23 protein-coding genes are annotated in these 20,775 nt (G+C 61.9%); 10 read left to right on the top strand and 13 right to left on the bottom strand.

Going from position 1 to position 20,775, the window contains the following annotated elements:
* Positions 1-105: 105 nt before the first annotated feature.
* Positions 106-666, bottom strand: coding sequence for a 2-amino-4-hydroxy-6-hydroxymethyldihydropteridine diphosphokinase (gene folK, locus ACK8OE_RS10230; protein ID WP_410272450.1), 561 nt, complete (start codon positions 664-666; stop codon positions 106-108).
* Positions 667-700: 34 nt separating this feature from the next.
* Between folK and ACK8OE_RS10225 the strand changes: the two genes are divergently transcribed.
* Positions 701-1,270, top strand: a complete 570-nt coding sequence (locus ACK8OE_RS10225) for an NYN domain-containing protein (RefSeq protein WP_290796719.1) — start codon at positions 701-703, stop codon at positions 1,268-1,270.
* 36 nt (positions 1,271-1,306) lie between these two features.
* Here the strand turns inward: ACK8OE_RS10225 and smpB are convergent, their stop codons facing one another.
* Together smpB and dapA are read right to left on the bottom strand one after the other, a co-directional pair.
* On the bottom strand, positions 1,307-1,783 hold the full coding sequence (smpB, locus tag ACK8OE_RS10220; RefSeq protein ID WP_410272449.1) for an SsrA-binding protein SmpB: 477 nt from the start codon (positions 1,781-1,783) through the stop codon (positions 1,307-1,309).
* Position 1,784: 1 nt separating this feature from the next.
* Positions 1,785-2,678 (bottom strand): 4-hydroxy-tetrahydrodipicolinate synthase, encoded by an 894-nt coding sequence (gene dapA, locus ACK8OE_RS10215; RefSeq protein WP_410272448.1) that lies wholly within the window; start codon positions 2,676-2,678, stop codon positions 1,785-1,787.
* Positions 2,679-3,073: 395 nt separating this feature from the next.
* Between dapA and ACK8OE_RS10210 the strand changes: the two genes are divergently transcribed.
* A complete protein-coding gene (locus ACK8OE_RS10210) occupies positions 3,074-5,233 on the top strand; it encodes a transglycosylase SLT domain-containing protein (protein WP_410272447.1) in 2,160 nt (719 codons plus the stop codon).
* Here ACK8OE_RS10210 and ccmA read toward each other — a convergent pair.
* The 3 genes from ccmA to ACK8OE_RS10195 are packed head-to-tail and all read right to left on the bottom strand — an operon-like array spanning position 5,196 to position 7,656.
* Positions 5,196-5,975 (bottom strand): heme ABC exporter ATP-binding protein CcmA, encoded by a 780-nt coding sequence (gene ccmA, locus ACK8OE_RS10205; RefSeq protein WP_410272446.1) that lies wholly within the window; start codon positions 5,973-5,975, stop codon positions 5,196-5,198. The genes ACK8OE_RS10210 and ccmA overlap by 38 nt on opposite strands.
* Positions 5,972-6,952, bottom strand: coding sequence for a FecCD family ABC transporter permease (locus tag ACK8OE_RS10200; RefSeq protein ID WP_410272445.1), 981 nt, complete (start codon positions 6,950-6,952; stop codon positions 5,972-5,974). Before ACK8OE_RS10200 ends, ccmA begins: the two co-directional genes overlap by 4 nt.
* Entirely contained in the window at positions 6,949-7,656 is a 708-nt protein-coding gene (locus tag ACK8OE_RS10195) for an iron ABC transporter substrate-binding protein (RefSeq protein WP_410272444.1), read from the bottom strand. The genes ACK8OE_RS10200 and ACK8OE_RS10195 overlap by 4 nt, the downstream gene beginning before the upstream one ends.
* 172 nt (positions 7,657-7,828) lie before the next feature.
* Here ACK8OE_RS10195 and ACK8OE_RS10190 point away from each other — a divergent pair, with 172 nt between their 5' ends.
* The 5 genes from ACK8OE_RS10190 to ACK8OE_RS10170 all read left to right on the top strand — a co-directional run bounded on the left by ACK8OE_RS10190 (position 7,829) and on the right by ACK8OE_RS10170 (position 11,569).
* Positions 7,829-9,286 (top strand): glycosyltransferase, encoded by a 1,458-nt coding sequence (locus ACK8OE_RS10190; RefSeq protein ID WP_410272443.1) that lies wholly within the window; start codon positions 7,829-7,831, stop codon positions 9,284-9,286.
* Between the two features lie 50 nt (positions 9,287-9,336).
* Positions 9,337-10,269, top strand: coding sequence for a class I SAM-dependent methyltransferase (locus ACK8OE_RS10185; RefSeq protein WP_410272442.1), 933 nt, complete (start codon positions 9,337-9,339; stop codon positions 10,267-10,269).
* A gap of 4 nt (positions 10,270-10,273) precedes the next feature.
* A complete protein-coding gene (locus ACK8OE_RS10180; protein ID WP_126423859.1) occupies positions 10,274-11,068 on the top strand; it encodes a TrmH family RNA methyltransferase in 795 nt (264 codons plus the stop codon).
* Between the two features lie 177 nt (positions 11,069-11,245).
* Positions 11,246-11,386: a hypothetical protein gene (locus ACK8OE_RS10175; protein ID WP_290796748.1), complete on the top strand. Its 141-nt coding sequence runs from the start codon at positions 11,246-11,248 to the stop codon at positions 11,384-11,386.
* Positions 11,387-11,425: 39 nt separating this feature from the next.
* Positions 11,426-11,569 (top strand): hypothetical protein, encoded by a 144-nt coding sequence (locus tag ACK8OE_RS10170; protein ID WP_172961272.1) that lies wholly within the window; start codon positions 11,426-11,428, stop codon positions 11,567-11,569.
* Here ACK8OE_RS10170 and ACK8OE_RS10165 read toward each other — a convergent pair.
* Entirely contained in the window at positions 11,560-12,216 is a 657-nt protein-coding gene (locus ACK8OE_RS10165) for a glutathione S-transferase family protein (RefSeq protein WP_410272441.1), read from the bottom strand. The two genes, ACK8OE_RS10170 and ACK8OE_RS10165, sit on opposite strands and share 10 nt — an antisense overlap.
* 42 nt (positions 12,217-12,258) lie before the next feature.
* Positions 12,259-14,736 (bottom strand): ATP-dependent helicase HrpB, encoded by a 2,478-nt coding sequence (gene hrpB / locus ACK8OE_RS10160; RefSeq protein WP_410272678.1) that lies wholly within the window; start codon positions 14,734-14,736, stop codon positions 12,259-12,261.
* A 192-nt stretch (positions 14,737-14,928) separates the two neighbouring features.
* Here hrpB and ACK8OE_RS10155 point away from each other — a divergent pair, with 192 nt between their 5' ends.
* Positions 14,929-16,569 carry an amino acid permease gene (locus ACK8OE_RS10155; RefSeq protein WP_290796755.1) on the top strand — a complete coding sequence of 547 codons (1,641 nt, stop codon included), beginning with the start codon at positions 14,929-14,931 and terminating at the stop codon, positions 16,567-16,569.
* 72 nt (positions 16,570-16,641) lie between these two features.
* On the top strand, positions 16,642-17,331 hold the full coding sequence (locus tag ACK8OE_RS10150; protein ID WP_410272440.1) for an MBL fold metallo-hydrolase: 690 nt from the start codon (positions 16,642-16,644) through the stop codon (positions 17,329-17,331).
* Positions 17,332-17,368: 37 nt separating this feature from the next.
* Here ACK8OE_RS10150 and ACK8OE_RS10145 read toward each other — a convergent pair whose 3' ends face one another.
* On the bottom strand, positions 17,369-17,674 hold the full coding sequence (locus ACK8OE_RS10145; RefSeq protein ID WP_013480446.1) for an SCP2 sterol-binding domain-containing protein: 306 nt from the start codon (positions 17,672-17,674) through the stop codon (positions 17,369-17,371).
* A 126-nt stretch (positions 17,675-17,800) separates the two neighbouring features.
* Here ACK8OE_RS10145 and ACK8OE_RS10140 point away from each other — a divergent pair, with 126 nt between their 5' ends.
* Positions 17,801-18,985 (top strand): NAD(P)/FAD-dependent oxidoreductase, encoded by a 1,185-nt coding sequence (locus ACK8OE_RS10140; protein ID WP_410272439.1) that lies wholly within the window; start codon positions 17,801-17,803, stop codon positions 18,983-18,985.
* Here ACK8OE_RS10140 and ACK8OE_RS10135 read toward each other — a convergent pair whose 3' ends face one another.
* The 4 genes from ACK8OE_RS10135 to ACK8OE_RS10120 all read right to left on the bottom strand — a co-directional run bounded on the left by ACK8OE_RS10135 (position 18,986) and on the right by ACK8OE_RS10120 (position 20,663).
* Positions 18,986-19,147: a hypothetical protein gene (locus ACK8OE_RS10135; protein WP_290796765.1), complete on the bottom strand. Its 162-nt coding sequence runs from the start codon at positions 19,145-19,147 to the stop codon at positions 18,986-18,988. It abuts the gene before it with no gap.
* Complete coding sequence (locus tag ACK8OE_RS10130; protein WP_290796768.1) at positions 19,144-19,362, bottom strand: helix-turn-helix transcriptional regulator; 219 nt, start codon at positions 19,360-19,362, stop codon at positions 19,144-19,146. The genes ACK8OE_RS10135 and ACK8OE_RS10130 overlap by 4 nt, the downstream gene beginning before the upstream one ends.
* 6 nt (positions 19,363-19,368) lie before the next feature.
* Positions 19,369-19,842 (bottom strand): hypothetical protein, encoded by a 474-nt coding sequence (locus tag ACK8OE_RS10125; protein WP_410272438.1) that lies wholly within the window; start codon positions 19,840-19,842, stop codon positions 19,369-19,371.
* Between the two features lie 161 nt (positions 19,843-20,003).
* On the bottom strand, positions 20,004-20,663 hold the full coding sequence (locus ACK8OE_RS10120; RefSeq protein WP_410272437.1) for a hypothetical protein: 660 nt from the start codon (positions 20,661-20,663) through the stop codon (positions 20,004-20,006).
* Between the last annotated feature and the right edge of the window lie 112 nt (positions 20,664-20,775).

Below are 20,775 nucleotides of genomic sequence, written 5' to 3'. Positions count from 1 at the left end.
TCTGGTAGAAACATAATGATCTAGATTTTTGTTTAGTCCCTCGCCGGGCGGTGGCTTCGCCACCTTGGCCGCCGCCTCAATGGCGGCTTGAGCGGAATGATTCCACTAGAAATCATTCCGCTCCAATAAGGCGGACGTATCCTCCGCCGGATAGGCGTCCGTCCCCACCGTCACCCGCGCGTACAATTCCCGCGCGCTCAACCCCAGCACCGGATGCCGCCAGTCCGGCGCAATCTCGGCCAGCGGCCCCATAACGAAGCCCCGCTCATGGGCGCGCGGATGCGGCAGGACCAGGTCGCCTTGTCGCACGACATCGCCATAGACAATCAGGTCGAGATCGAGCACGCGCGGCAGATTGCTTTTTTCGCCCCTCACGCGACCGGTTTCGGCTTCCAGCGCGTGTAAGTACCTGAGTAAATCGTCCGGTTTCAAAGTGGTGCAAACCGCCATGACAGCGTTGTGGTACGGCGGATGGTCCGTGTCCGGCCAGGCCTGCGAACGCCACAGGGATGAAATCTGCGTAACCTTTATGTCATCAAGGCACAAGCGCTTGACAACCCTCGCCAAGGCCTGCAAAGGATTTAGATAATCGTGAGGCAAATTCGCGCCATAGGCAATGTAAATGTCAGGCCCCCTCGCCGATAACGCTGATACTGTTTTAGACATTTTTTCTTCGATTTTTTAAACGAAAGACATTTAAATGAGTTTTTATCCAACCGACAAGATTGCTCTCTTTATTGACGGTGCCAACCTCTACTCGGCAGCCAAGGCCCTTAACTTCGATATTGATTACCGCAAGCTTCTCGATGAGTTTCGTAAACGCGGCGTTCTGTTGCGGGCCTACTATTACACGGCGTTGGTCGAGGGTGACGACTATTCGCCGATCCGCCCGTTGGTGGACTGGCTGGACTATAACGGTTTTGCCCTGATTACCAAGACCGCCAAAGAATATACCGATGCGCAGGGGCGCAAGCGGTGGCGCGGCGATATGGATATCGAAATCGCCTGCGACATGATGGAAATTGCAGACCACGCCGACCATCTGGTGCTGTTCTCCGGCGATGGCGACTTCCGCCGCCTGATCGAAGCCGTACAGCGCAAGGGCTGTCGCGTTACGGTCGTTTCGACCGTCAAGTCGCAACCGCCGATGACCTCCGATGAACTGCGCCGTCAGGCCGACACCTTTGTCGATCTGGCCGATTTGGCCAGCGTCGTAGGCCGCCCCCGTCAGCAGCAGGCCAATACGCGCCACGACGAGTTCGAAGACTAAAAGAAGAAGGCCCCACCACCCGGCGGGGCCTTTTGTTTATCCGTGGTCTTTCAACAGACGGGCCTTTTCGCGGCCCCAGTCGCGCTTCGCTTCGGTCTCGCGCTTGTCGTGCAACTTCTTGCCCTTGGCGAGAGCAATCTCGACCTTCACCCTGCCCTTGTCGTTGAAATAGAGCTTGGTCGGCACGATGGTCATGCCTTCGCGCTGCACGGCGATCATGAAGCGCGCGATCTCACGCCGGTGCATCAGCAGCTTGCGATGGCGGCGCGGCTCATGGTTGAAGCGGTTAGCAAAACCATAGGGAGGAATATCGGCATTGATCAACACCAGCTCATCGCCATTTTCGATCGACACATAGGATTCGGCGATATTGGCGCGGCCCTGACGCAGCGATTTGACCTCGGTGCCGGTCAGGACGATGCCTGCCTCGGTATTGTTTTCGAGGAAATAGTCGAAGCGCGCCCGCCGGTTATCGGCGATGACCTTATAGTTGGATTGCTCTTTTTCGGCCAAGTCAGAGCCCCGCGGCTTTCATGGCCTCATCAACCAGCGGCCGCACGGCTTCGGCGCAGGGCACGATGGGCAGGCGCACCTCGTCAGTCGTCTGACCCAGACGGCTCAGGGCGTATTTGGTGGGGGACGGAGACGCATCGGCAAACAGCACCTTGTGCAGCTTGATCAGCTTGTCCTGCCAGGTCCGGGCGGTGGCGAAATCACCTGCCTTCGCGGCATTATAGAGTGCCACCATCTCCGCCGGTGCGACATTGGAGGTCACCGAAATCACGCCGTGACCGCCGTGCGCCATATAGCCCAGAAGCGTCGGATCATCGCCGGAGATGAACGAAAAGCCCGGTTCGATAGCAATACGCAACTGGCTCATGCGCACCAGATCACCGGTGGCATCCTTGATGCCAACGATGTTGGGCAGCTTTGACAAGCGCACAATGGTGTCATTAGTGATGTCGATCACCGTGCGGCCGGGCACGTTGTACAGCATCACCGGTATCTCAACCGAATCGTTCAGTGCCTTGAAATGCTGATACAAACCTTCCTGAGACGGCTTGTTGTAATAGGGCACAACGACCAGCACGGCATCGGCGCCGACCGTCTTGGCATGACGCGCCAGTTCCAGCGCCTCGGCGGTGTTGTTCGACCCGGCCCCGGCGATGACCTTGACCCGCCCGGCGGCGACTTCGACGCACAGGCGCACGATTTCCTTGTGCTCCTCCATTGACAGGGTAGAGGTTTCGCCCGTCGTACCGACGGGCACCAGACCGTGCACACCCGCCTTGATCTGCGTCTCAACCAGTTGTTTGAAAGCCGCATAGTCCACCTCACCGTTTTTGAACGGTGTCACCAGCGCGGTAATTACGCCGGAAAACAGGGGCAGGGCATCAAGGTTCGACATGGAGGTCATCATCCGGATTAAGCGCAATCCGACAAAGTGCCATGGAAGCGTCTTGGCACTTTTCGGAACAATTGCGCGATCAAACAAAATCTTAGAGCGGAATGACGAATCATTAAAAGTCATTCCGCTCTAAGACAGATCGAAATGTGGGGATGAGCCTTAAAACCACAATGGATTTGCTGCAACGACTTTGTAAAAAGAAAACGTCGGAATAAGGCGCGACTCGCGTCGAACCTAAATATCCGCACCATTACGCCGTTACGTTTGCTCTGACGGTTTTTGTGATCGAAGCGTGACCACCGCACCGCGGAAATCACGGTACAAAACCCGGACACATAATTGTGCCGTCATGTACGGCCATTATGACCTGCCCGCCTACGCTTGAGGAATTTGTGATGACCAAGGCTTTCCGGACATTCAACGCGCGCTCGGTGACGTCGTGGTGCCGCTGGATGGGCGGCGCGGCCCTGATTGCGCTGACGGCGGGCATGGCCCTGTCACCCGTTCTGGCGCAGGACACGACTTCGGCACCGCGTCCCTATCAGGCGGAGCTTATCACCGAAGCCGACCGCGCCACGCTGAAACAGGCGCTGGAGGCGGCGCGCAGCAAGAATTTCGCTCTGGCTGAGTCGCTGCGCGGCAGCTTAAGCGATCCGGTGGCGCGCAAGATCGTGCAGTGGGCCATCATCAACACGGACGGCGACATCTATGGGTTTGCCGCGCTCGATGGCGCGCGCCGCGATCTGTGGGGCTGGCCGCGCGAGCAGAAGCGCCAACTGGCCGCCGAAAAGCAGATCGGGAACGGAAGTTTGACGCCGCAGCAGACCATCGAGTGGTTCAAAGGCGCGCCGCCCTTGTCGGTCGATGGGGCTATGGCCTTGATCAGCGCCTATGAGCGCGTAGGTCAGACGGCCGAAGCCTCGGCGCTGGCGCGCTCGTGGTGGCGCGATCAGGCCTTTGACGCGACCGATCAGTCGCGCTTTCAGGCCAGCTTTGGCCGCTATCTGACGAGCGAGGACCACAAGGCGCGCCTCACCACCCTGCTGCTGGGCACGCAAGGGCCCGCCACCAATGCCATGCTGCCGCTGGTCGATGAAACCAGCCGCAAGGTGGCCACCGCAGCCATGGCCCTGCGCTCCGGCTCGGCGGCGGGTGTCACCCTGTACGAGCAGGCGCTGGCCGTCAGCCCGCGCAACCCGGTTCTGGCCTATGAGCGCCTGCGTTCGCTGCGCCGCGCCAAGCTGGAGACGCTGGGCTTTGGCCTGCTGGCCGACCTGCCACCCGCCCCGGCCTCGGACGCCGCCATGAGCAATCTGTGGGTCGAGCGCCTGTCCTATTTCCGCGCAGCTTTGAAGGCGCGTAATTATCAGGCCGCCTATGAGGCGATGAACGGCGGCGGCTTCCCCAACGGCGAAAAGAAGGCCGAGGGTGAGTTCTTCGCCGGATGGACCGCCCTGATCCGCCTCAATCGCCCCGATCTGGCCCTGCCCCACTTCGAAAAGGTCCGCGAAGCCGGCACCTCGCCGATTACCCGCAGCCGCGCCCACTATTGGCTGGGCCGCGCCTATGAGGCCCGCAGGCAGGCCGGTGACGCCGAAAAGGCGCACGCCCATTTCGTCGAAGGCGGTCAGTTCATCTACGCCTTTTACGGACAACTGGCCGCCGAAAAGGCCGGTGTGAAGGCCATAACCCTGGGCAAGGACCCCGTGCCGACCGCCGCTGATCGGGCGCGTTTTGAGAACCGTGACATGGTCAAGGCGGCAAAGATTCTGGGGCAAACGGGCGAGCGCGACCTGTTTAACGCCCTGATTCTGGCGCTGGACGACGTGCTGCCGTCCGCCGAGGAACAGGCCCTGCTGGTCGATCTGGCCGGGACCTATGGCACGCAGGATCTGGCCATGCGCGTGGCGCGCGTCTCTCAGCAACGCGGCTTCTACCTGCCCGAACGCGCCTATCCGCTGCGTGCCCTGCCCGCTGTCAAATCGCCCGAAGGGTCGTTTGTACTGGCCATCACGCGTCAGGAATCGGGCTTTGACCCGATGGTGCGCTCTGGTGCCAATGCCCGCGGCATGATGCAGCTTATCCCACCGACCGCAAAGGGCGTGGCGCGGCGCATGTCGCTGACCTATTCCGACTCGATGCTGTACGATCCTGACTACAATATGCAGTTGGGGGCTTATCACCTCGGGGAACTGGTGGATCGCTTCGGCGGGTCCTACGTCATGGCCGCCGCTGGTTACAATGCCGGGCCAAACCGTCCGCCGCAGTGGATCATCGACTGCGGCGATCCGCGCGGCGAAACAGCCGACCCCATCGCCTTTATCGAATGTGCGCCTTTTACAGAGACGCGCAACTACATGATGCGGGTAATGGAAAACAACGCCGTCTATCGCGCCCGCCTCAATGGCGGCAGCGCGCCTCTGACGCCGATGGCCGACCTGAAACGCGGCATGATCATCGCCTACACGCCACAAACGGGCGACAGCGAGGATACGGGCAGCCTGCCGACCGGCCCGATCAACTATAATGAGCTGAAAGCGACGTCAGGGAACTGACCGGACTGGCCGCAAGGTGCAGGGCGGGGCCGTCATCACTGGCACGGAACCCACCGTTCAGGTGGAAAACCTCAGCCAGCAAAGACGGTGTAAAGACCTCTTCAGGCGCGCCAAACCCCGCCACGCGCCCGTCGTGCATGACGCACACCGCATCGCAGAAGGCCGCCGCCAGCCCCAGATCGTGCAGGCTGGCGATCACTATGTGGCCGCGCGCGGCAGCGGCCTTCAGCACGCCCAGTACCTGACGCTGCCAGGCCGGATCAAGCGCCGTCAGGGGCTCATCGAGCAGCAGGACCGGACAGTCCGTCGCCAGAAGCCGCGCCAGCAGCACCCGCGCCTTTTGCCCGCCCGACAGCGAAAAGACCCGCCGATGCGCCGCCTCGCTCAGGCCCACCTCACGCAATGCCACCTCGGCGCGCGCTTCGGCATCGCGAAAGCGCTGCGCGCCAAGTTGCACAATCTCACGCACCGCCAGATCCCAACTGATGCTGCGCGTCTGCGGCAGATAGCCAATCCGCGCCGCGCGTTCGGAAAGGGACAGGGACGACAGGGCGCGATCGTCGATCCGCACGGCTCCCGCCGACGGCGCCACCAACCCCGCCAGCGCCCGCAAAAGCGTCGTCTTACCCGACCCATTCGGCCCGACCAGCCCGTAAAGGCGTCCGGGCTCGAAGCGCAGGGACACATCGCGGACGGCTTCGGTCTGCCCCAGACGGACGCTAAGGCTGTGTGTCTCGATCATCCCTGCATCCATTCCTTCGCGCTTTTCCAGGCCAGAATTGCGAACAGCGGCGCGCCGATCAGCGAGGTCAGCACCCCCAGTCGAATATCCGTCGAGGTCGGCAGCAGGCGCACCGCGCCATCGGCCAGCAGCACCATTACCCCGCCCGCCAGTCCAGAGGGCGCGATCAGCCGATAGGGGTCGCGCACGCCCAGACCCCGCACCAGATGCGGCGCGGCCAGCCCGACAAAACCGATCACCCCCGACACGGCGACGGCCAGCCCGGCCAGCACGCTGATGGCGACAACCGACAGGGCCGCCAGTTGGCGCAGATCGACGCCTTGCGAGCGCGCTGTGTCTTCGCCGAGCGTCAGGAGCCGCAGGCCCGGCCCCACCCGCCACAGCATAAGCGCCGCCAGCAGAAGCCCGCCCGCCGCCATGGCCGCATCCGTCCAGCTACGGTTTTCGACCGATCCCATCATCCAGCCCAGAATTTCGGCGGTGGTCACCGGCGAGGGCGACAGATTGAAGACCAGCGCCATCAGCGCCCCGGTCAGGCTCGACAAGCCGACCCCCAGAAGAATCAGGGCCTGCCGGTCCGGAAAGCGGCTGACAAAGGCCAGAATAATCAGCGAGACGCCACCGGCAAACAGCAGGGCAAAGCCTTCGACCGCGCCGGGCGTCAGGCCCAGCCCCAGCACGATGGCGACCGCTGCCCCAAGTCCCGCCCCGCCCGACACGCCCATCAGGCCTGGCTCGGCCAGCGGGTTGCGGAAATAGCCCTGCGCCACCGCGCCGGCCACCCCCAGCATGGCCCCGACCAGCAGCGCACACAGATTACGCGGCAGGCGGATCTGCCACAGGATTTCACCGGCCAGACTGCCGGGCGCGTGCAAGGCCTCGGCATAGTCGGCGGGCCTCAGCGCCACCTCGCCCATGCCCATCAGCAGGACCAGCAACAGGGCCGCCGAAAGAGCCAGAATGATCCCTATTTTCAAGATATTTTCTCCGCCAGTTCAGGCAGGCCAAACGCCGCGTACCACGCACTGCACGCCAGCATCGGGCTGGGGATGGTCACGTGCGCCGCCCGCTCGATTCGCGCCCGCACCAGCGGATGCCGCCCCGGCGCCCGCCGCATGGCGTAGGCATCCTCATAGAAGCCCAGCGCATAGACCTCCGCCCTTTCGCTTAAAAACACTTCGGGCGACAGATAGTAGAAATAGGGTTGCGACGCCACCAGCCTGTGACCGGTCGCGCCGATGACCTGACCCACCCAGGTCGCGGCCCCCGCCGAATAGCCGGAAGGCGTGTAGTAGAGCACCTTTCGCGGACGTTCCGGCACCGGCACCTTTGCCAGAGCCGCCGCCATGTCTTGCGCTTCGCGTGCGCCGGCCTGTGGCACGCCCAGTTGCACCGCCACGTTTCTGACCTCGGCTCCCGCCTCAGAAAAGGTCGAAATCTCATTGATCTGTATAATTTTTATGCCGTGTGCCTGTGCCTGCTTGATCAGTCGGGCATCGCCACCCCAGGTGCGGACAAGGGCATCGGGTTTCAGCGCCAGCAGCGCCTCCAGCGTCGGGCGACGCAGCGGGATCGCCCCGACCCGCGCGCGGTAGAAACTGTCCTGATGGCGCGCGCGTGGCGACAGACTGAGGATAAGGTCAGGGGGCAGGAGCGCCAGCGCATACTGGTCGGCGCACATGTCCAGCGACACAACACGCAGGGGTTTAGTCCAGGCGCCACACGCAAAAAGGCTTGCCCAGCCTAAAATCAACCAAAAGGTGATATTTTTCATCCCGTTTACCACCTTGGGTTAGTTATCCACAGGGCTATTTTCGGTCTTAAGTTGTGCCCCTCAGGCCGTGGGGGGAAACATGCCGCCGGAACCTAAACGCATGGCCGTCGAACACGCGGCCCTCGCCAACAGCGCGCGGCCGAACCTATACGTCGTCTCCGATTCCGCAAGAGGCATAGCCGCACTTGATCCGCGTTTTTCGGCGCAATCACCCCCGGTCGTCTGGCAGTGGGCGGCGCTGATGGTGTTAAGCCTGACGCTCATCATCGGTCTGTGGCTGGCGTTCGATGCGATGACGCCATGTCTTTACGGTCTGTGCTGGTCGCTATTCATGACAAATGCGACCGTGAGACTGATCGCCTCTCTTACCCGCCGCACACCGCACAGCGCCCCGCCCCTGACCGATAGCCAGCTGCCCGTCTATACGGTGATTGTCGCGTTGTACAAGGAAGCGGCCATAGCGCCGCAACTAATCACCGCCCTCGAAGCCCTCGACTATCCGCGTCACAAACTGGAAATTCTGTTTGCGCTCGAAGACGATGATGCCGAAACGCTGATCGCCTTTGAGCCGCTTCTGGACCGCGACCACCATCCGCATCGCCACCATATGCGTGTTGTGCGGGTCGAAAGCGGCACGCCGCGCACCAAGCCGCGTGCCCTGAACCTTGCCCTGAACCGCGCGCGCGGTGATCTGGTGGCCATCTATGACGCCGAGGACATCCCGGCATCGTCGCAGTTGCGCGAAGCCGCCGCCGCCTTTGCCGGCCTGCCCGCACACATCGCCTGCCTTCAGGCCCCGTTGAGGCCCGCCGGGGCACGCAGCTTCATCGCGCGGCAGTTCGCCGCCGAATACGCCGTGCAATTTGACGTGCTGCTGCCGGCCCTGCACCGTTTCGGCCTGACCTTCCCGCTAGGCGGCACCAGCAACCATTTCCGCGCCACGGCGCTGAAAGCCGTCGGAGCCTGGGATGCCCATAATGTCACCGAAGATGCCGACCTAGCCTATCGTCTGGTGCGGTTTGGCTATGGCTGCGGCCTGATTGAGGCCCCGACCCGTGAAAGCCCGCCTGAGGATACACGCACCTGGCTGCCTCAGCGCACGCGCTGGATCAAGGGCCATATGCAAACCCTGCTGGTGCACACCCGTAGCCTTAGCGATTTACCCGTCATGCCGGCCCTTGGTCTGATGCTGAGTCTTGGCCTGAACGTCTTCTCGGCCCTGTGCTACGCCCCGTTCATGGCGCTGACGCTCGCTCAGGGCGTATTGCATCTGTGGCAACCCGATCTTGGTGGCGTAGCCTTGCCCGATCTGATTCTTCTGGTGTGCGGGATGGGTTTTGCGCAGATCGCGCTCGATACCGGCGCCCGTCGCGCAGGTTTGAAACTCAGCCTGTGGGATCGTCTGGGGCTGCCTGTCTATTGGGGCCTGCAATCCTTCGGCGCGCTATTCGCGCTTTATCAGCTTGTCGTTCGGCCTTTCCACTGGGACAAGACCGAGCACGCGCCAACCGAAGACGCGGTTACAAACCCGTCATAGCCTTGACAGGAAGATTTGACGCGGGCGGCGGCGGGCGGTATGGCCAGCGCATGACCGAGATCAGCCCGACGCCCCTGACCCTGCGCACCCTGCCGTGGCGCGACTATGCCCTGATTGACTCCGGCAAGGGGCTGAAGCTGGAACGCTATGGCGACTATCTGGTCATCCGGCCGGAGCCACAATGCTGGTGGTCGCCGAAATATCCCGAACTGTGGGACAAGGCCGACGCGGTTTTCGACGCCGAGAACGAGGACGAGGATGGCGGCCGCTGGTCTTTCCGCCGCCGCCCGGACGAGCAATGGGCCCTAGGCTATGACCGCGTCAAATTCTACGGCCGCTTCACTGCCTTCCGCCACCTCGCCTTCTTCCCGGAACAGGCCGCCAACTGGGCGTGGCAGAAGACCGCCATCGAAGCGCGCAACGATCAGCCGCGCGTCCTCAACCTGTTTGGCTATACTGGCGTGGCCAGCCTTGTCTGCGCCGCCGCCGGCGCGCGTGTCACCCACGTCGATGCCTCCAAGAAATCCGTCGCCTATGCCCGCGACAATGCCGCATTGTCAGGCATGGAAGACGCCCCCATCCGCTGGATCGTCGAAGATGCCCGCAAATACGTGCAGCGAGAGGTCAAGCGCGGCTCCAAGTACGAAGGCATTATTCTCGATCCGCCTAAGTACGGGCGCGGCCCGACCGGCGAAGTGTGGCGGCTGTTCGAAGACCTGCCCGAACTGCTCGATCTGTGTGCGCAGCTTCTGTCGGATGACGCGGCGTTCTTCCTGCTCAATGCCTACGCGGCGCGCGTCTCAGGCCCGGCGCTGGCGCATCTGATGGCCGAAACGATTGGGCAGCGTCCCGGCCGTATCGACTATGGCGAACTGACCCTGTGCGAAGACCCGAAGACTCCCAAAGGCGCGAAGCCATCGCTGATCGCCCCGCGCGAATTCGGCATGTCCTTCCTTGCGCGCTGGATGAAGGACCCGGTCTAAGCTCATGTCTATAAAGCAGATTACTTCCCTCACCAACCAGACGATCAAGGACATCCGCGCCCTGCATATGCGCAAGGAGCGCGAGGCCACTAAGCAGTTTCTGGCCGAAGGTCTGAAGATCATTATCGACGCGCTGGATCAGGGGATCGCGCCGCAAATCCTGATCTATGGCAAGGACGCCGACCACCATCCGCTGCTTCAGCGCGCCATTGACGAGACGCTGAAAGCCCGCGGGCAGGTGCTTGAGGTGACGCGCGACATCCTCGAAAAGATCTCGCGCAAGGAAAACCCGCAGATGGTGCTGGCGGTCTTTGCCCAACGCATCCGGCGTCTGTCGGAGATCGACCCGGACAGCCATGAGGTCTGGGTGGCGCTGGAGCAGGTGCGCGATCCCGGCAATCTGGGGACCATCATCCGCACCGCCGACGCCGCAGCCATCGGCGGCGTCATCCTGATCGGGGATTGCGTCGATCCGTTCAGCGTCGAAACCGTGCGCGCCACCATGGGCTCGATCTTCGCCCTGCCCATCGTCAAATGCACACGCGAGGAATTTATCGCCGATCGCGGTCGCTGGACCGGCTCCGTCGTCGGCACGCTACTGACGGCCAAACACGATCACCGCAGCGCGCCGTACAAACGCCCGACGCTTTTGCTGATGGGCACCGAGCAATCGGGCCTGACGCCGGAGATTGCCGATACCTGCGACCTGCACGTCAAGATCCCGATGCGCGGACGGGCCGACAGCCTCAACCTGTCGGTGGCCACGGGCATCATGATCTACGCCGCCTGTGGCCTGTAACCCACCTCTTATACCAACGATCATAAAGAACGACCGTTGGTATTAGCCTGTCGATCGAACAGACGGGTTTCATTACATATTTGTCATTCAGTCTGCGTTCAGATTCAGGGCAGTATGCCTTGGGTGGGGCTTGGGCTGGGTGCTTGGTCCCCTGTACCAACAATGGGATCAACACCAATGAAACTGACCTTGAAACTTCTGGCGGTAGCGGCTGTGGCCGTGACGCTCTCCGGATGCCTGATGTATCTGGAAGGGAAGGCCGACGACAGCCAGGCCTTGCAGCCCAAAAGCGCTCTTACCCTTAAAACGCGCGGATAAACCGCCGTTCCTTCCTCCCCTTACCCAGAAAGATCAGACATGAAATCGCTTATCCTCAAAGTGGCCGCCCTCACCGTCCTCGCCGCCAGCCTGTCGGGCTGCGTCGTCATCGTTAAGGACGATCAGTCGAAGCCCATCCATAACCACGAAACCAAGACGACCACGACCAAGACTCAGGCGTAGTCGTAAGGCCCACCACGGGACAGGGCGCGTTGATAGGCCTCGCGGGCGTGGATACGCTCGACAAAGCCCCGCAACACCGCGCTCTGTCCCGCTCCGGCGCGGCTCACCGCCGCCTCGACCGGAAAGCTCATCATGATGTCGGCGGCGCTCAAGGCGTTGCCCGCAAACCAGCCGGTGTCTTTCAGCGATGCCTCCCAGAAGGCCAGATGCGTCTTCAGGCCCGGCGTGACCATCCTGGCCTCTAGTCCCTTGGCGATCAGCCCGGCAATCGGGCGTATCAGCCCGGGCACCTTGGCCGGAAGCTGGCTGGTGATCAGTTTCAGCAGCAATAGCGGCATGGCCGACCCTTCGGCGTAGTGCAGCCAGTAGCGCATCTGAAGCCGCGCCTTCGGATCGGCGGGCACCAGTCGCCCTTGCGCATAGGTGTCCAGAATATAGTCCACAATCGTGCCCGTTTCGGCGATGGTCAGGCCATTATCGGTAATGACCGGCGACTTGCCGAGCGGATGAATGGCCTTCAGTTCGGGCGGTGCGAACATGTCGGGATCGCGCTGATAGCGCACGATCTCATAGTCGAGCCCCAGTTCTTCCAGAAGCCACAGCACGCGCTGCGAACGCGAATTATTCAGGTGATGGACGGTGATCATGGCAACTCCTGTGGCTTATACGTGAAGTGTGAGAAGATAGTTTTACGTGCCGCGCGGCTTGGCCCGCGTCGTGGGATCAGCATCGCGTGGGTTTTCCGGCCAGACGTGACGCGGATAGCGGCCCTTCATGTCGCTACGCACCTCCGCCCATGAGCCGTCCCAGAAGGCGGGGAGGTTTTTCGTAATCTGAATAGGGCGATGCGCCGGCGACAACAGGGCCAGGGTCAGCGGCGTGCGCTGCGGCCCGACGACGGGGTGTTGCGTCACGCCATACAGTTCCTGCACCCGCACCTCCAGCCGCGGCCCGCCCTCAGCCCCATAGTCGATGCGGATATTCGACCCCGTCGGCATCCGCCAGTGTTCGGGCGCCAGTGTGTCCAGCGCGCGTTGCTGCTCGTAATCCAGTCGCCCCAGCAGGGCCTGAGACACGTCGCTGGCGGTCAGCGACAGCAGGGGCCGCCCCGCTGCATAGGGCCCCAGCCAGACGGCCAGACCGCTCAGCAGGGCCTCATCCGACAGATCGGGCCAGGTGGGGTCCTGCGCATGCAGAAAATTGACGCGCGCGCGCAGGCTTTCGGCATTTTCGGAAAATTTCAGGACTTTCAGTCCCTTGGTGCGAATTTCTTCAGCCTCAGCCTCAATCAGCAATTCCGGCGGCACGGCGGGTAAAGGCTGGCTCGACAGGATCAGTTCGCCGAAGCGCACCTGCGCCAACGCGCGATAGCGGCCATTAAAGCGCTCCAGCACGGTGCGCTTTTCTAGCCGGTCGGCGAACAGGGTCAGCACCTCGGCCTCGCTCAGGGCGGCCCCCAGCAGCACGCGGTCGCGCCCGGCCCCGCCGCCCAGATCGCCGACGGCGATATAGGCCGCCCGCGCCAGTGGATCATGTTCATCGACATAGACGCCGCGCCCATTGGCCATGACAAATTCGCCCGCCTTCCCCCGCGCCTTGGCCACACGCTCCGGGAAACATTCGGCCAGCAGGGCATGAACCGATTTGACGGCGGTTTGCGCTGACGCTGCGTCCTTTGGCACGTCACGCACCAGTTGCCCGGCCAGCCGCGCCCAAGTCTGCGCCAGTTGCCGCGCCTGCGTCACCTTGGGCGAACGGTCCTTCGACAGGCCCTCCAGCCGCAGGTCGAGATCGGTGGCCTTGCCCCCCAGACCGTTTTCTGACAACAGAACGGCCAGCGCTGCCCCCTGATCGCTCAGGCCGTCACGCGCGGCCAGCAGCAGCATGTGCCCCAGACGCGGCGACATGGGCAGCCGCCCAACCAGCCGCCCGTGCGGCGTCACCTCACCCTTTGCGTCAAGGATATCCAGCCCGCGCAGCAGCTTTTCGGCCTCCTGCAACGCGGCCTTGGGCGGGTGGTCGAGCAGGGCGAGGCCATCGGTCGATTTCGCCCCCCACAGGCGCAGGTCGAGCACCAGCCGCGACAGGTCGGTATCGAGGATTTCCGGCCGCGCAAAGGGGATCAGAGACCGGTCGTTTTCTTCGTCCCACAGGCGGTAGCAGTCGCCCGCCTGCGTCCGCCCGGCGCGTCCGCGCCGCTGATCGGCGGCGGCCTTCGACACGCGCTCGGTCACCATGCGCACAACGCCGCGCGCCGCATCGAAGCGCCCCAACCGCGCCACGCCGCTATCGACCACCATCGACACCTTATCGAGCGTCAGCGAGGTTTCGGCAATGGCGGTGGCCAGCACGATGCGCGGCGTGCCGGGGGCGTTTTTGGCCAGCACCCGCGTCTGATCCCTCGCCTCCATCGCGCCATAGAGCTTGTGCACCTCGATGAAGGGCGGCAGGCCCTTTTCGGCCAGCAGAGTCGCCACGCGGTGGATTTCGCCCTGCCCCGGCAGGAAGACCAGCATGGTCTCGGCGCGCTCCGGCGTCAGCCGGGCCGCCACCCGCGCTACCACCTTCGCCACATCCTCTTCCAGCCGCAGCGTCTGATCGCGCCCGGTATAGTGGGTGGTCACCGGAAAGGCGCGGCCCAGAGAATGAAACACCTCCGCATCGGGTAAGACGCCGCAGACCCGCTCCCCGTCCAGCGTCGCCGACATGACGAGCAGGCGTAGATCGTCGCGCAGGACGCTCTGGCTGTCGCGGGCGAAGGCCAGCCCCAGATCGGCGTCGAGGCTGCGTTCGTGAAATTCGTCGAAAATGACGCAGCCAATGCCTTCCAGCGCCGGATCATCGACGATCAGCCGCGAAAACACCCCTTCGGTGACGACTTCGATGCGCGTCTGCTTCGACACCCGGCTGTCGCCACGCACGCGGTAGCCGACTGTCTGGCCCACGGGTTCGCTTAAAACCTCAGCCATACGCATGGCCGCCGCCCGCGCCGCCAGCCGACGGGGCTCAAGCATCACGATCTTTTGCCCGGCCAGCCACGCCTCATCGAGCAGGGCCAGAGGCACGCCGGTCGTCTTGCCCGCCCCCGGCGGCGCGATCAGTATGGCGGTCGTGCGCTCAGCCAGAAAGGCTCTCAGCGGCGCAAAAATCTCTTCAATGGGCAGCATATGCCTCATCTACTCCGATTTGGGGCAAAGTGTGAGCGTCCTTTGTCGGCAATCCCAAACAGTTTGCAGACGCAAGCGGCGAAATGTGTAAATATATGTCGTTGCCAAAGCGACAAGATGACGTTAGCGTCACGGTTTAGTTAAGGGTTTGCGTCAGGGCGCAGCCCTTCTGTCGCACCATTTGGGGGACGCATGTCCAATATATTTGCTCGGCTGGGCCTGAAAAAGTCCATTGCCAAGATTCAGGCAGAAGCGGCCAAGAGCCCGCTAAAGCGCACGCTCGGCCCGATCAACCTCATGTCTCTGGGCGTCGGGGCCATTATCGGCGCCGGTATCTTCGTCCTGACCGGACAGGTCGCTTCGGCCAATGCTGGTCCGGCGATCATGATTTCCTTTGTTGTGGCCGGTATAGCCTGTGCGCTTGCCGGCCTTTGTTATGCCGAACTGTCTTCGACCATGCCGGTATCGGGCTCGGCCTATACCTATGCCTATGGCACGATGGGCGAAGTGTTCGCGTGGATCATGGGCTGGCTGCTGGTGCTGGAATACGGCATTGCCGCTTCCACCGTCGCCGTCGGCTGGTCCGGCTATGTGGTCAGTCTTCTGGCGGATTTTGGCGTCCACCTGCCAGCTCTGGCCGGAGGCGACCCCTCGCACCCGGCGGCTATGTGGGCGACGCCTCTGGTTCAGGCGGTGGCCAATGACTCCGGCCACACCACCATGATGATGACCGGCACCTTCAATCTGATTGCGGCCATCGGTATCGCTCTGGTCACCGGCCTGCTGGTTCTGGGCGTATCGGAATCGGCCAATGTCAACAACGCCATCGTCGTTCTGAAGATCATCGTGCTGCTGGCCTTCATCGCGGTGGGCGTCACCTATATCAATCCGGCCAACTGGCACCCCTTTATCCCTGAACCCACCGGCAATCAGGGCGAGTTCGGCATCAGCGGCATCTTCCGCGGTGCGGCCATCATCTTCTTCGCCTATGTCGGCTTCGAAGCCGTGTCCACCGCCGCCGCCGAAGCCAAGAACCCGTCGCGCGATGTGCCCGTCGGCATTCTGGGGGCGCTGATCATCTGTACGCTTATCTACATGGCCGTCGCCGCCGTCATGACCGGCGTCGTCCCGTACAAGGAACTGGCCAGCCCGGCCCCGATTGCGGTGGCTATCGACCGCATGGCGCTGACGTGGGCCAACTTCTCGGCCCCGTGGACGGAAACCGGCACGATGAACGCCATCAGCCTGCTGATCAAGATTGGCGCTGTCGCCGGTCTGTCGTCGGTGATGCTGGTCCTCTGCTTCGGTCAGACGCGTATCTTCTACACCATGGCGCGCGACGGCCTGATCCCCGCCGTCTTCGCCAAGATCCACCCGAAGTTCCGCACGCCGTGGCTGGGCACCATCGTTCTGGGCATCATGATCGCCATTGCCGCCGCCTTCCTGCCGATCAGCCTGCTGGGTGATCTGGTGTCGCTGGGCACGGCAGTGGCCTTCTCGATCGTCTGCTTCTCGGTGATCTTCCTGCGTATTACCCACCCGGAAATGGAGCGTCCGTTCAAAGTGCCCGGTGGTATCTTCACGGCGGTCCTTGGCATTCTCGCCTGTCTGTTCCTCGCCTGGCAAAACTTTGCGCCGATGGTCGATCACGCTATGAAGGGCAATACCCTGCCACTGACCATTCTGGTGGTCTATGCCATTGTCGGCGCGCTGATCTATGCCCTCTATGGCTTCTGGCAGTCGAAGCTCGCAAAGGGCATCGACATTACCGAAGACACCGATCTGGCGTCGCCAGCCGAAGCCTTCGGAAAGGGCGTCGATGATGTGAAATAGGCCGTCTGAGGCTTGTAGTTTACCAAGGCTCCGGTCATATCTGGCCGGAGCCTTTTCATTGCCGGAAACCCGATGACCGCTGACCCCCCTCTCCGTCTGTTCGTCGCCCCCGTCACGCCGCTACAGCAGAACTGCACCGTCGTGTGGTGCACGAAAACGCAGAAAGCCGCCGTGATCGACCCCGGCGGCGATATCGAGCCGGTGCTGGCCGAAATAAAGCGGCGCGGCCTGACGGCTGAGAAAATCTGGGTAACGCACGGCCACGCCGACCACGCGGGCGGGACGCAGGCCCTGCATGAGGCGACGGGCGCGCCTATCGAAGGCCCGCACGAAGACGACCGCTTCTGGATCGAGCGCATCCCGGAAGACGCCAAACGCTGGGGCATTTACGACGCCCGCAGTTTCGAGCCTACGCGCTGGCTCACGCACGGCGACACAGTGACCTTGGGTGAAACCGAATGGCAGGTGATCCACTGCCCCGGCCATACGCCGGGCCACGTCATCTTCTACCACCCCGAAAGCCAGTTCGCTCAGGTGGGGGATATTCTGTTTCGCGGCTCGATCGGGCGCACCGACTTTCCGCGCGGCAACCATGCCGACCTGATCAACGCCATCACCACGCGGCTATGGCCGCTGGGGGATGTGCAGTTCGTCTGCGGCCACGGCCCGATGTCGAGTTTCGCCGCAGAACGCGCCCACAATCCGTTTGTCGGCGACCGCGTGATCGGGCAGTCGGCCCCCAATCGGTCGGGGCCGGGGTAATAGAAAAAGCCCCGTTTTGAAACGGGGCTTTCGAGGTTTAGCCTTTGAGTAGCGGCACCAGCTTCTGGGCGATGCCCATGTCGCCGATGATCTTCAGCTTGCCCTGCATGAAGGCCATCATGGGATCGAGCTGGCCCTGCGCCAGCGCCTTCAGGTTGTCGATGGAGACGACGACCGTGGTATCGGCGGGGCCGTCTTCGTTGGAGACGACGTTCGGCACATTGGCGGCATTGATCAGGATCTTGCCATCGTCACCGAAGTCGAGCTTGACGATCTTGCCCAGACCGGAGTTTTCGCCCACGGCGGCGGTGATTTTTTGCGTAATGGCGGCCAGATCGGACATGGTCATTTCCTCTGAGTGTGTGTAAGGCGCTTGAGTTGACGCCGTCGGACTTGACCTTAACGGCAATTTTTTCAGACACAAGCGTGACCAAGCGTCAGGTCGCGGTAAATTTTTCGGGATAAGTCCATGCGTAGCTTTGATGCGGTCATAATCGGGGCCGGTGCCGCCGGATTGATGTGCGGCATCGAAGCGGCGAAGCGCGGTCGCAAGGTGGTCGTCATCGACCATGCGCGGGCCCCGGCGGAGAAGATTCGCATTTCGGGTGGCGGGCGTTGCAACTTTACGCACCTTGAAGCCGCGCCCAAACACTATCTGTCGCAAAACCCGCATTTCTGCAAATCGGCGCTGAAACGCTTCGGACCGTGGGATTTTCTCGACCGCGTCATCGCCCACAATATCCCCTATCATCACAAGACCGAAGGCCAGTTGTTCTGCGACCATTCGGCCAAAGACATTGTCGACATGCTGCTGGGTGACTTGCGCGCCCACGGCGGCGAACTGTGGCTGCAAAGCCCGGTGCAGGGGCTCGACAAGACGCCAGAGGGGTTTCGTCTGTCCCTGCCGGATGGCGTGATCGAGACGAGGAAGCTGGTGCTGGCCACTGGCGGGCTGTCCATCCCCAAGATGGGAGCGACGGGCTTTGCCTATGAGGTGGCGCAACGCTTCGGACATGGGCTGATTGCCCCGCGTGCGGGCCTCGTGCCCTTTACGTTGGGCGGACAAAAACTCGATTATATTTCAGGGCTTTCCGGCGTCTCTCTTCAGGCACGCGCCCGCATCGGTAAGACGGTGTTTGAGGATGGATTCCTGTTTACCCACCGCGGCCTGTCGGGGCCAGCCATGTTGCAGATTTCCTCCTTCTGGACGCCGGGACAGACGGTGGAAATCGACCTCCTGCCGGGCACCGACGCCCTGGCCGTTTTGAAAGAGCGCCGCCAATCCACGCCGCGCCAGCATATCGGCAATGTCCTGCCCGACCTTGTGCCGGCGCGCCTCAGTGAGCGCATTCTAGAGGCCACGATCATCGCCCCTGAGACGCGCATTGCCGACCTTTCGGATAAGCGCTTAAGCGCGCTGACGGCCCTGATACAGCCGTGGGCACTGATCCCGGACGGCACCGAAGGCTACCGCACCGCCGAGGTTACCGTGGGGGGGATTGACACCCGGCAAATCTCTTCGCAAACCATGGAAAGTCTGCTCTGTCCCGGCCTATACGTTATTGGCGAAGCGCTGGACGTTACGGGTTGGCTAGGCGGCTATAATTTTCAGTGGGCCTGGTCGTCGGGCTGGGCCGCCGGTCAGGCGTTGTGATCACCGCACAAGGAGGGCCAGACTGGCCAGCCAGGCCATACCCCCTAAAGTGCCGCTCCATAACGCAATCTGGACAGCCACCTGCATCATGGCCTTGCGGCGCTGCTCAGCCTTCTCAAAACGCTTTTTCCGATACTGTTTATCGGCCTGCATCCAGTTCATCGGGAGCCTCCTTCCAGATAGAACAAGTCTTCGACACGACAATCGAGCACCTCGGCCATTTTGAGCGCCAGTAGGGTCGAAGGCACGAAGACCTCGTTTTCAATGGTATTGATTGTCTTGCGCGATACACCGGCCATCACGGCCAGATCGGCCTGCGTCAGATTGCGGGCTGAACGGATATCTTTCAGACGGTTTTTAAGCCTCACTTCGTGCATTGGGCCCTATCCCCGGTAAAGCCAGGCATAGATAAACGAATTGAGCGTGACCCCCGTTGCCAGCAGTAGCGGCAGGACGACGCGGGCATCCACCTGAGTAAAGAAGGTCGCCGCATAAACGGCTGCGACCGCCAGTAACAACCCCCAATATCCCCCTTGATGGGCGTATCTTGTGACATGGGTGGTGCGCTCATCGTCGATCAGTCGCGTCACCTGCCGGTTGCGGCGCAACCACGCCATCTGCACGAAAACGCCCCCCAGACTCATTGCCCAGATCGGCCAACTGAGTGTCTGAATGAGGCTCCACTGTTGCGGGGACCAGCCGAAGAGGCCGGTGTGGTGTAAACCTTGCGAACCAATCCACGCAAAATAGGTAACGCCATTAATGGCCAGCAACAGACGCCGCCAGAGTCTCTGTCTTTCGGCCTGCTCAATCCGCTTTTCATTATCCACGTCGGTTGCCCCAGAAATATAACCCATAGGTTACATGTAACCCATGGGTGACATATCGTCAAGAAACGAAAAAAAAGCCTCCGGAGCGAACCCCAGAGGCTTTTTTGTTTGGGGGTCGAGGGGTCGAGACCCCTCGCCTTTCATTCCTGCCTACTCAGCAGAGCAGGCGCTCTAGTCATTCTGCCTGATCAGATAACGGGTGACTCGCGCCGCAGGCATCCTTTTCCGTCACACAGCCACTCACCGAAATAGCCCCAGATGAATTTCCGTGGGAAGGAGGCACCCTCACGACGAAGCCGGTCGATGTTGTGATAAGCGACGTGCCGCGTTAGCTGCGCCACTGTCCATGCCTTCGGCATACCGATTGTGATATGGAGCTGATTTACGGCATATGCGCTCAGAACGAAGACCGCCAAGGCCCAGAAGAGGTCGAGGCTATTTATCGGCCATAGAATAGATGCGGCAATGACCGCCACCAGACAGCCGGCATAAAAACTTAATCCGCCATCGTGGGGGCCTGTCTTCCACCCTGCCCGTCGAAAATCCGAGCGGAATTTGCCGTAGTCGAAGCCTTGCAAATCTCTCAAGAGTATATCGGGCCGGACGTCGCAACCCTGAGCCGCACACCACTGCTTGATTGTCAGAAAGACCAGAAGCGTCGGACACTTACCCCCTCGCTTGGCAGACTCTGGCAAGCCATCCCACAGCCTGTCGAACACTTCGCCAAGGGTAAGTTCGTGGTCGGAGTCAAATGCATCTGCCGGGAGTTGAAAATTTGCAGCCGTCTCTATCCGGGCCACGGCATCCGCAAGGTCTTCGCTATCGACAGGTTCAATGTGCGCAGCCAAGGCCCCCTCCTCGTAAAACTTGCCTGCTAAAATAACACAAAAAAAGCCTCCGGAGCGAACCCCGGAGGCTTTTTTGTTTGGGGGTCGAGGGGTCGAGACCCCTCGCCTTTCT

The organism is Asticcacaulis sp. W401b (assembly GCF_046503825.1).
GTDB lineage: Bacteria > Pseudomonadota > Alphaproteobacteria > Caulobacterales > Caulobacteraceae > Asticcacaulis.
The sequence above is the reverse complement of the archived record's forward strand: the minus strand, read 5'-3'. Positions and strand labels throughout refer to the sequence as shown.